Here is an 8,944-nt window from a genome sequence, read left to right on the forward strand (position 1 = left end):
CTAGGGCGTGTCTCCCATATGTTGAGTGAGGCTCGCGGCAGTCTGGTCGGGTGAGGTCGACGGGTTCGCGGTATCGGGTGTTCACGGATGAGCAGTGGGAGCGGATCGAGCCGCTGCTTCCCTCGAATGAGGGGCGCCGCGGTCACCCGTTCGGCGACAACCGTCGGGTCGTGGAGGGGATCGCGTACCGGTTCCGCACGGGGATCCCGTGGCGTGATCTGCCTCGCGACGAGTTCGGTCCGTGGCAGACGGTATGGAAGCGGCACCGTCGTTACGCCGGCGACGGCACCTGGGATCGGGTGCTGACGCGGATCCTCGCTGAGGCGGATGCGGCGGGGAAGATCGACTGGGCGGTGTCGGTGGACGCGACGATCGCGCGTGCGCATCAGCACGCGACGAACACGACCCGCCCGGAGCAGGACACAGGGGGCAGGATCGAATTACAGGAATCTGCCCTGGCAGGAGGTTGAACCGCCGGGGCACGGTATCGGCCGCTCCCGCGGCGGACTGACGACGAAGATCCACCAGGCCGTCGACGGCCACGGGCGGCCGTTGGCGATGATCGTCACCGGCGGTCAGCGCAACGATGGCGCGATGCTTGCCGAGGTGCTCGCGCAGATCCACGTCCCGCGGGCGGGCGCGGGACGCCCGCGCACCCGCCCTGATGCGGTGATCGCAGACCGTGCCTACGCGACCGGCGTGATCCGCAGCGAGCTGCGCCGCCGCGGGATCAAGGCCGTCATTCCCGACAAGCGCGATCAGGCCGCCGCACGGAAACGGCGCGGCAGCAACGGCGGCAGACCGCCCGGGCTCGACGCCGACGCCTACAGGGGCCGCAACGTCGTCGAGCGATTCTTCGCTCTCGCCAAGCAGTGGCGCGGCATCGCGACCCGGTACGACAAACTCGCCATCACCTACCGCGCCGGCGTCACCCTCAGCGCCATCCTGACCTGGCAACGGCTATTGGGAGACACGTCCTAGAAACCGCTCACACAACACAGGAGGCCTTCGTGTCCCACGCTAACGCTGCTCTGACCCCGCGCGCTCGTTTGCGGCTGGCAAAGCTCATCGTCGAAGAGCATTGGTCTGCCACTTTCGCGGCGAAGATGTTCATGACCTCGCCGCCTACGGCACGCAAGTGGGCGGCGAGGTTTCGCGCCGAGGGGGCTGCGGGGATGATCGACAGGTCCAGCCGGCCGCGTTCGATGCCTACCAAGACGCCTCCTGAGCTGGTCAAACGGATCGTGAAAGCACGGTCGCGACGCAGGCTCGGCTCGGCACAGATCGCCGGAGAACTCGGCCTCCCGGCCTCGACTGTTCATGCGGTGCTGGTGCGCTACCGTATCAACCGACTCAGTCGCATCGATCGGGTCACCGGCGAACCGATCCGCCGATATGAGCATCCCCATCCCGGGGCGATGGTCCACGTCGACGTGACGAAGTTCGGCAACATCCCCGACGGCGGTGGCTGGCGGTTCGTCGGCAAGCAGCAAGGGGACAAGCACAAGGCAACGACGGCACTGCGCACGGGAAGAACCGGCAAAGGTCACCCGAACATCGGCACCGCATTCGTGCACACCGTCATCGATGACTACTCCCGCGTTGCCTACGCCGAGATCTGCACCGACGAGAAAGCCGACACGGCGATCGGCGTCCTCACACGCGCCGTCGCCTGGTTCGCAGACCGCGGCGTCACCGTCGAGTGTGTCTTATCCGACAACGGGTCGGCCTATCGCTCCTACGCATGGCGCGATGCCTGCGTCATGCGCGGCGTCCGACACAAACGCACCCGCCCCTATCGTCCTCGTCCACAGACCAATGGCAAGATCGAGCGTTTCCACCACACCCTCGCCGACGGCTGCGCCTACGCACGCTTCTACGGATCCGAATCTGAACGCCGAGACGCGCTACCCGGCTGGCTGCACTTCTACAATCATCACAGGCACCACTCCGCAGTCGGAGCCGCGCCCGTCAGCAGAATCAACAACCTGCCTGGACATCACACCTAGGCGGACCCGCCGTGGTGGACCCCGAGTCATCCACCACGGCGGGCTCACTCACGCTTGTAATCGAACTTCAGCCGCACCGTATCGCCGCGGAAGACGATGGTCGAGTACTCAAAGGCCGTCCCTGCCGGGTCCGTGATGACATCCGTCAACAGCAGTGCCGGGTCGCCCTTGCGCAGCTCCAGCAGATTGGCGTCGGTTCCTTCGACGGCGATGACTTCCAGATCTTCGGAGACGCTCTTCATCGACAGATTGAATTTGTCTTCGAGAACCACGCACAGCTGCTCGTTGACGACATCCAGCTGATCCAGTCCCGGCGCGAGGCTCGCTGGCACGAAGGAGCGGTGGATGCTCAGAGGCTTCCCGTCTACCGTCCGCAGTCGTATGATGGCGATGACCTCGGCGCCCGCCGGCAGATTCAGGTGCTCACGCACTCTCGTCGGCGCGGGAACGCGCTCCGTAGAAATCAACGTCGTCGCGATGTCGTACCCGAGCGCTTCGAGCTGCTCACGGATTCCTTTGTATGCAGGAGAGACCGCGTTGATCTTTTGCGGGGCGACAAACGTGCCCTTGCCGGCAACGCGGATGAGCAGACCATCACCCGCCAGTTTGTTGAGCACACCACGAATCGTCATGCGGCTCAGGCTGTACTCCCGGTTCAGCTCGTTCTCCGACGGGATGCGCTGCTCGGGTGCCCACTCACCACTGGCGATCTTCGCGTGAAAGATGTCCTCGAGCTGCTGATAGATCGGCGTCGCTGAGTCGCGCTGAATCATGTCCGTCATCTTCATGCCTCCAAAACTTTCCACATGATCTTACCTAGTCCCTCTTGTATAGAGTTGTATAGCCATGTACTCTGGACCACGAGGACCGGAACGAAGGATGTTCTGGCCGGAGCTCGCTGAGGCAGAGCCTGACACAAGGAAGTGAGATCGGACTATGGCCGTATCAACTCGTCGTCTCACGACGGGAGCGCGGAAGCACGGATACGCGGTTCCCGCTGTGAACGTCTTCGACGAGATCAGCATGCGCGCGGTCATCGCCGCAGCCGAGGAGAAGGACTCGCCTCTGATTGTCCAGATCTCGACAAAGACTGTTCGCACCTCGGGGACCGCTTTCATCACGAGCCTTTTCCAGGCGCTCACGCGGCACACATCCGTGCCGGTCGCGCTCCACTTGGATCACTGCCCGGACCGTTCTGTCCTCTCTGACGTCATTGCCGCCGGGTGGTCATCGGTTCTCTTCGATGCTTCTGACCGTGATCTTGCTGACGCAGAGCGTGAGACGACGGAAGTCGTCAAGGAGGCTCACGCAGCGGGCGTCGACGTCGAATCCGAGATCGAGAACATCCTCGGGGTCGAAGACGGAGTCGGCAGCGACGAAGCCCACCACGCGTATACCGTCGACCAGCTCGCAGCCATCGCGGAGCGCACCGGCGCTGACCTGCTCGCCCCGCAGTTGGGCACGAGCCACGGCCTGTTCACGTCCAAGCCGACCCTTCTCCCTGAGCGCGCCCGCGAACTCGCGCACCTCACGGACAAGGGAATTGTTCTTCACGGAGGAACCGGCCTTGAGCCGGCCGACTTCCGCGCCTTCATCAACAATGGCGTCTCCAAGATCAACATCTCCACAGCCGTCAAGCACGCGTACATGCAGGCATCGGCGGAGCATCTCGATTGGGCGCGCGCCAACAACCATTGGGATCCGCCGAAGTTGATGACTGCCATCGGTGATGCTGTCACCAGCGTCATCGGTGACCACATCGAATGGTTCGGCTCCGATGGCACGGCAGCCAAGGCGAAGGCCGCCAAGCCGTGACTCGCGCCCTGATCTTCGACTGCGACGGAGTGCTCGCAGACACCGAGCGCGATGGTCACCTGCCCGCCTTCAACGACACCTTCGCGCATTTCAACCTTCCCGTGCACTGGTCCGAGGAGGACTATGCCGAGAAGGTACGAATCGGCGGCGGCAAGGAGCGTCTCGCCTCGCTTCTCACCAGCGACTTCATTGCGTCGGCGAACTTGCCCACCGACGAAGCTGCACAGATCGAGCTCGTCAAGCGGTGGCACCGCTTCAAGACCGACCGCTATACAGCGAAGGTTCGAGCTGGTGAGATGCCGGGGCGGCCCGGAATCGCCCGAATCGTCGCTGCTGCACACGACGCAGGATGGCTGCTCGCTGTCGCATCCACGTCCGCCGAAGAATCGGTGCGCGCCGTGCTGGAACATGCGGTCGGTGCAGAGTCCGCCTCCTGGTTCCGTATCTACGCGGGAGACGTGGTCCCGGCGAAGAAGCCGGCACCGGACATCTACCTGCTCGCTCTGCGGGACCTCGGTGTCGACGCGGCGGACGCTGTGGTCATCGAAGACAGCCAGAACGGGCTGCGGGCCGCCGCCGCGGCCGGCATCACCACGGTCGTGACGGTGTCCAGTTACACCGCCGACGAGGACTTCACCGAGGCGGCACTGGTCGTTGACAGCCTGGGCGACCAGCCGCAGACGCCAGCACACTTCCTTTCCAACCCGCGCGGCGTCGAGGAGACCGGCCAGGTCACCCTCGACACCCTCACTGCCCTCACCACCCGATAACCGAACCCGAGGATCATCATGAGCAGCACCTTCAGCCAGGCGGGCGCCGCCCGCGTCGAGAGCGTCATCAAGCTCATCGCACAGACGTGCGTCGACAACGAGAAGTACTTCAGCGACCTGGACGCCGTCGCCGGCGACGGCGACTTCGGATACTCGCTCGCTCGCGGATTCGAGAACGTCATCGCCGAATGGGACGAGTACGAGCGGTCGGATCTCAGCACCTTCATCCAGAAGGTTGCGACAACGATGTCCGGCCGCATCGGTGGCACGTCCGGCCCGATCTGGGGCACCGCGTTCCTGCGCGCCGCTATCTCCGTGAAAGACAAGAACGACGTCAGCCCGGCCGATGTGGTCGCGATGCTTCGCTCGGCCGTCGAGGGCATCATGAAGCGCGGCGGCGCCTCCCTCGGAGACAAGACGCTGCTCGACGCTCTGGTCCCGCTCACCGACGCCATCGAGGCGGACCTCGATAAGGGTCTGGACGGCAAGGCCGTCGCTCAGCACGCAGCCGAGGTCGCACGCACCGCCGCCGAAGAGACCGCGAAGCTCGAGGCACATCGAGGCCGCGCGTCCTACACCGGTGAGCGCAGCATCGGCTCCCCCGACCCAGGCGCCATCGCGATGGCAGTGCTCGCCGAGCGCATCGCCGACACCTGGTAACGACTTACCCTCCCTCCACCCCCATCCGACACAAAGAAGTGAGAACACAATGAAGAAGTTCATCAACGACCCGAAGGCGTTCGTTCCGGAGATGCTGAAGGGTCTGGCCCTGGCGAACCCTGACACGCTCACGTACGACCCGAAGTACAACCTCATCGTCCGCGCCGATGCGCCCAACAACGACAAGGTCTCCATCATCCAGGGCTCCGGCTCCGGCCACGAGCCCGCACACGTGATGATTGTCGGCAAGGGCATGCTGGACGCCGCCTGCCCCGGTGACGTGTTCGCCGCCCCGCCCACCGATTTCGTCGTCGAGGCCGCACGCCGCGTCAAGAGCGACAAGGGTGTGCTGCTGCTGGTGAACAACTACACCGGCGACAAGATGGCATTCGAAATGGCAGAAGAGCTCGCTGCCGCAGAGGGCATCAAGGTGCGCACCCTCTTCATCGACGACGACGTCGCGGTGAAGGACTCGCTGTACACCATCGGTCGCCGCGGCGTCGCCGGCAACTTCTTCGTCATCAAGGCCGTCGGCGCTGCCGCTGAGGCCGGCAAGGACCTCGACGAGATCGTCCGGATCGGCGAGAAGGTCAACGCCGTCACCCGCACCATGGGCGTGGCGCTCACCGCCTGCACCCCGCCCGCCAAGGGTGAGCCGCTGTTCGAGATCGGCGACGACGAGATCGAGGTCGGCATCGGTATCCACGGTGAGCCCGGCCGTGCACGTCAGAAGTGGGTCCCGGCGAACGAGATCGTCGACCTGCTTCTGGAGCCCATCGTGAGCGACATCCCCTACAGCAGCGGCGATGACGTCGCGCTGATGGTGAACGGTCTCGGTGGCACCCCCATCAGCGAGCTGTACCTTCTGTACGGCATCGCACACGAGAAGCTCGCGGCCCAGGGAATCACCCCAACCCGTAGCTATGTCGGCGAGTACTGCACCTCGCTGGACATGGCGGGCGCGTCCATCACGCTTGTCAAGCTTGACGACGAGATTCGCGAACTTCTCGAGGCTCCCGCGGAGATCCCGATCCGCACCTTCTGAACAGCCCCCCGCTGTGCGGCGTAGGTCACGCTGCGCCGCACAGTCCCGTACCGAGCGCGCCCGGGTAGACCGCGATTGACCTTCCACCTTCTACCCGGGCGCCGCCCCCTCGCACCACCGGCTGTGACCACGCGCACCCGAGCGCGTGGTTTGACCTGCGCGGACGCAGACGTCCGCGGAAAGGAAACACCATGGACCTCGGATTGATCTTCCTCTCCGAAACGGTCGGAACGGCCCTGCTACTTCTGCTGGGTTGCGGAGTCGTCGCCAACGTCTCCCTCATCAAGAGCAAGGGTCTCGGATCAGGATTCCTCGCGGTCAGCATCGGCTGGGGTCTCGCCGTCTTCGCTGGAGTCACGGCATCGTACTCCTCGGGCTCGCACCTCAACCCGGCCGTCAGCATCGCCCTGCTGATCCTCGGAAACATCACATTCGTGCAGTTCCTCGTCTACATTGCCGCTCAGCTCGTCGGTGCCATGCTCGGAGCGCTCCTGGTCTGGATCACATACCGGCGCCACTTCGACGAAGAGCCCGACCCCGCCACGAAGCTCGGCGTCTTCTCGACCGGTCCTGCCATCCGTGCCTACGGCTCCAACCTCGTCACGGAGGTCATCGGAACGTTCGTCCTCGTGTTCGGCATCCTCGCCTTCACCAATGGAGGCACCCCCGCGGAACTCGGCGCCCTGCCCGTCGCCTTCCTGGTCATCGGTATCGGTATCAGCCTCGGCGGCCCCACCGGTTACGCCATCAACCCCGCGCGCGACCTCGGGCCTCGCATCATTCACGCCATCCTCCCCATCAAGGGCAAGGGCACCTCCGACTGGGCGTACTCCTGGGTGCCCGTGGCCGGCCCGCTCATCGGAGGCGCGCTCGCCGCCGCGCTCTCCATCGCACTGCTTCCCGTCGCCTGACGGGAACTTTCAACCCCTCGGCCGGCCCATGTCTGTCAGGCCTTCATCGGGGCCGGCCGAGGCTCCACCCCAGTCGTCGCTCACGCGACGCCTAACACCCGCAACACCTGACCTTCAATGAAGAGGAGACACCATGTCGAACCCCAAGATCCAGGACACCATCACCCTTGAGGACGCTCGCCGCGTCATCGATGCCGCCATCGCGCGCGCTGAGGAGATCGGACAGCCCCAGGACATCGCCGTCGTCGACGCCGGAGGCAACCTCAAGGCACACGTGCGGATGGATACTGCGAACATCGGCAGCATCCACATCGCCATCAACAAGGCGTACACGTCCATCGCTTTCCAGACCCAGACCAAGGACCTCACCGAGGCAACGCGCCCGACAGGCGACCTGTACGGCCTCAACGACGCTCACGGCGGCCGCATCGTCGTGTTCCCCGGGGGCATTCCGCTGGTCCGCGACGGCGTCATCGTCGGAGCCATCGGAGTGTCCACCGGTAGCATCGAGGAAGACCAGACTGTGGCTGAGGCCGGAGCCGCCGCGCTCTGACTTCGGACCGCACGAGCTGGCGCCGATCCCTGTTGCGCGGGATCGGCGCCGGTTGCATTCACGGAGTTGCTCAAATACGCGAGATCGCCTCCGGAACACACTACGGTGACTTCGGGTCGTCGCATCGACGAGGGATACACAAGAAAGCGGGAGACAGGTGGCGACACTGGAGGAACGGCTCGCAAACTGGACGGGACCGTCTAGGACGTGTCTCCCAATAGCCGTTGCCAGGTCAGGATGGCGCTGAGGGTGACGCCGGCGCGGTAGGTGATGGCGAGTTTGTCGTACCGGGTCGCGATGCCGCGCCACTGCTTGGCGAGAGCGAAGAATCGCTCGACGACGTTGCGGCCCCTGTAGGCGTCGGCGTCGAGCCCGGGCGGTCTGCCGCCGTTGCTGCCGCGCCGTTTCCGTGCGGCGGCCTGATCGCGCTTGTCGGGAATGACGGCCTTGATCCCGCGGCGGCGCAGCTCGCTGCGGATCACGCCGGTCGCGTAGGCACGGTCTGCGATCACCGCATCAGGGCGGGTGCGCGGGCGTCCCGCGCCCGCCCGCGGGACGTGGATCTGCGCGAGCACCTCGGCAAGCATCGCGCCATCGTTGCGCTGACCGCCGGTGACGATCATCGCCAACGGCCGCCCGTGGCCGTCGACGGCCTGGTGGATCTTCGTCGTCAGTCCGCCGCGGGAGCGGCCGATACCGTGCCCCGGCGGTTCAACCTCCTGCCAGGGCAGATTCCTGTAATTCGATCCTGCCCCCTGTGTCCTGCTCCGGGCGGGTCGTGTTCGTCGCGTGCTGATGCGCACGCGCGATCGTCGCGTCCACCGACACCGCCCAGTCGATCTTCCCCGCCGCATCCGCCTCAGCGAGGATCCGCGTCAGCACCCGATCCCAGGTGCCGTCGCCGGCGTAACGACGGTGCCGCTTCCATACCGTCTGCCACGGACCGAACTCGTCGCGAGGCAGATCACGCCACGGGATCCCCGTGCGGAACCGGTACGCGATCCCCTCCACGACCCGACGGTTGTCGCCGAACGGGTGACCGCGGCGCCCCTCATTCGAGGGAAGCAGCGGCTCGATCCGCTCCCACTGCTCATCCGTGAACACCCGATACCGCGAACCCGTCGACCTCACCCGACCAGACTGCCGCGAGCCTCACTCAACATATGGGAGACACGCCCTAG

General features: G+C 65.2%; 10 protein-coding genes. 8 read left to right on the top strand and 2 right to left on the bottom strand.

Annotation, left to right across the window (positions count from 1 at the left end):
• Positions 1-77 precede the first annotated feature (77 nt).
• Together ACZK4S_RS15395 and ACZK4S_RS15400 are read left to right on the top strand one after the other, a co-directional pair.
• Positions 78-981 (top strand): IS5 family transposase gene (locus tag ACZK4S_RS15395; protein WP_463643408.1). Its coding sequence is split into 2 segments (ribosomal slippage): positions 78-400 and positions 399-981, totalling 906 coding nucleotides; the frame shifts between segments, so codons are not numbered across the junction.
• A 29-nt stretch (positions 982-1,010) separates the two neighbouring features.
• A complete protein-coding gene (locus ACZK4S_RS15400; RefSeq protein WP_345045559.1) occupies positions 1,011-2,009 on the top strand; it encodes an IS481 family transposase in 999 nt (332 codons plus the stop codon).
• A 44-nt stretch (positions 2,010-2,053) separates the two neighbouring features.
• Here the strand turns inward: ACZK4S_RS15400 and ACZK4S_RS15405 are convergent, their stop codons facing one another.
• Positions 2,054-2,797 (bottom strand): GntR family transcriptional regulator, encoded by a 744-nt coding sequence (locus ACZK4S_RS15405; RefSeq protein WP_463644859.1) that lies wholly within the window; start codon positions 2,795-2,797, stop codon positions 2,054-2,056.
• A 148-nt stretch (positions 2,798-2,945) separates the two neighbouring features.
• Here ACZK4S_RS15405 and ACZK4S_RS15410 point away from each other — a divergent pair, with 148 nt between their 5' ends.
• The 6 genes from ACZK4S_RS15410 (at position 2,946) to ACZK4S_RS15435 (ending at position 7,763) form a co-directional block, all read left to right on the top strand.
• The gene (locus ACZK4S_RS15410) at positions 2,946-3,824 is read left to right on the top strand and encodes a class II fructose-bisphosphate aldolase (RefSeq protein ID WP_463644861.1); all 879 of its coding nucleotides are present in this window, start codon (positions 2,946-2,948) and stop codon (positions 3,822-3,824) included.
• Positions 3,773-4,594 (top strand): HAD-IA family hydrolase, encoded by an 822-nt coding sequence (locus tag ACZK4S_RS15415; RefSeq protein WP_463644862.1) that lies wholly within the window; start codon positions 3,773-3,775, stop codon positions 4,592-4,594. The genes ACZK4S_RS15410 and ACZK4S_RS15415 overlap by 52 nt, the downstream gene beginning before the upstream one ends.
• A gap of 18 nt (positions 4,595-4,612) precedes the next feature.
• Positions 4,613-5,254, top strand: a complete 642-nt coding sequence (dhaL, locus tag ACZK4S_RS15420; RefSeq protein ID WP_463644863.1) for a dihydroxyacetone kinase subunit DhaL — start codon at positions 4,613-4,615, stop codon at positions 5,252-5,254.
• A gap of 49 nt (positions 5,255-5,303) precedes the next feature.
• Entirely contained in the window at positions 5,304-6,299 is a 996-nt protein-coding gene (dhaK, locus tag ACZK4S_RS15425) for a dihydroxyacetone kinase subunit DhaK (RefSeq protein ID WP_068751136.1), read from the top strand.
• Between the two features lie 191 nt (positions 6,300-6,490).
• Entirely contained in the window at positions 6,491-7,210 is a 720-nt protein-coding gene (locus ACZK4S_RS15430; RefSeq protein ID WP_345045600.1) for an MIP/aquaporin family protein, read from the top strand.
• 133 nt (positions 7,211-7,343) lie between these two features.
• Positions 7,344-7,763, top strand: coding sequence for a GlcG/HbpS family heme-binding protein (locus ACZK4S_RS15435; RefSeq protein ID WP_042540859.1), 420 nt, complete (start codon positions 7,344-7,346; stop codon positions 7,761-7,763).
• 200 nt (positions 7,764-7,963) lie between these two features.
• On the opposite strand, the gene ACZK4S_RS15440 is transcribed toward ACZK4S_RS15435, so the two are convergent.
• Positions 7,964-8,867, bottom strand: a protein-coding gene (locus tag ACZK4S_RS15440) for an IS5 family transposase (RefSeq protein ID WP_463643408.1) whose coding sequence is annotated in 2 segments (ribosomal slippage) — positions 7,964-8,546 and positions 8,545-8,867 — 906 coding nt in all. Because the reading frame shifts where the segments join, the coding sequence is not laid out codon by codon here.
• Positions 8,868-8,944 lie beyond the last annotated feature (77 nt).

The organism is Tessaracoccus zhenghani, assembly GCF_055326325.1.